General features: G+C 46.5%; 1 pseudogene. It reads left to right on the forward strand.

The annotated features are described in order from the left end of the window. Positions 1-1,553: pseudogene (locus G3570_RS16285) on the forward strand (hypothetical protein); the annotation flags it as partial.

Consider the following 1,553-nt stretch of genomic DNA (forward strand, 5'->3'; position numbering starts at 1 on the left):
TGGAGGCTCTTTGGGTTTCCCTTAATCAGCCTGCTCTAACGGGATGGGGCAGCGAGATGTCGTTAAGTAATACTATTGACGGGGTAACCGTTGAGACCATTGGAGGAGAGCTCCGTGTTACGAGTATAAATCTTAGAAAGAAAGGTCTTACCGGCAATATAGAAGTTCCGGAGTTAGGCAACTTAAAAGAGTTAACATACTTCAATACATTCTTCAATAGTCTTGACTCATATATTCCGCAAGAATTAGTAGATCTACCGAAGCTAGAATACTTATACCTTTCAAGAACAAGTATTAACGGGTTTCCAGATGACCAGGATCCGCATGTAGAGGCTACGACAGGGGGTACAGATGTTCACCCGGGCAAAGGTAAGCGTACCGAGCAGAATGTGTGGCGCGGCAACTTGCATGCTCCAACGAACCCTGGTGCTTCGGTATTAAAGTGGCTGTATGTTACGCATACTGATTCTGACATAAGCTCGGCTGATGGCTTACAATCTATGGATGCCGAATGGTTCCAAGTATATAGCTTGGAAGGGTTGTATGTGTGGTGGAATCGTGGTATATCCAATTTTCCATTTCCTGCCGAGTTTACCAATATGACTAATCTTACTCACTTAGCTCTTGAGGGTGGGGCTAATGGTGACGGGTTTCTGACTGGAAACCTGCCCTCTGACCTGTCAGGATTGTCAGGGTTAAAATGGTTTCGTATACCAGCCCACGAGCAGCTAGCTATCGATCTGGATACTATCGATATGTCAACGATGACAGGTCTCAATATGATATGGATAGGAGGCTGTGCAGTCAGCGGTTCCCTACCTGATTACTTCTTTGACGGTACATTGCCCAACATCTATCAATCTATCAATAGCTGGCCCGGTGGAAGCTCTCCTGGCGCTGAGGGAGCACATCCTGAAGTAGCTGCTAACCAAGGTCCTTATGGTAACGGGTTTAATGTATTCCAGTACAGAAATAATAGCCTGACTTCACTTCCTGCAACCCTTTGGCAGAACAATCCAGGCATTATACAACCCGAGTTCGCTATGAATGATCTTACCACGATTGGTACGAAAGATCTGTCGAACCAAAACTCATTGCGCTACCTGCGGCTAAATGAAAACGAACTGCATGAAGATTTACCCTACCTGTCCTGGAACTATACGTTGAGTGGCGGTATCGAAATACAAAACAACAGATATGTATTTAAGCACATGCTTTATGTACCGCCTAATGCTCCTAACGGAGAGACTGTCTTCGAGCTTTATAAAAACGTAACGCAATCCGGAGAGTTCTCGTATGTTCCGCAGAAACCCTTTGGTCAGGCGCGGACCATCAGCGTTGCGGAAGGCAGCGAGGTAACCCTCAATGACTTTGACGGTATTGTCACTCATGCGGATAATCAGTACCAGTGGCAAAAAGACGGTGTCAATATCTCCGGGGCGACTTCCCGGAGCCTGACCCTTTCCAATGCGCAGTCTTCGGATGCAGGTACTTACCGGCTGGTGGTGACCAACCCAAATATTTCTGATCTTACCCTGACCAGTGAACCGATT

The organism is Halalkalibaculum roseum (assembly GCF_011059145.1).
GTDB classification, from domain to species: domain Bacteria; phylum Bacteroidota; class Rhodothermia; order Balneolales; family Balneolaceae; genus Halalkalibaculum; species Halalkalibaculum roseum.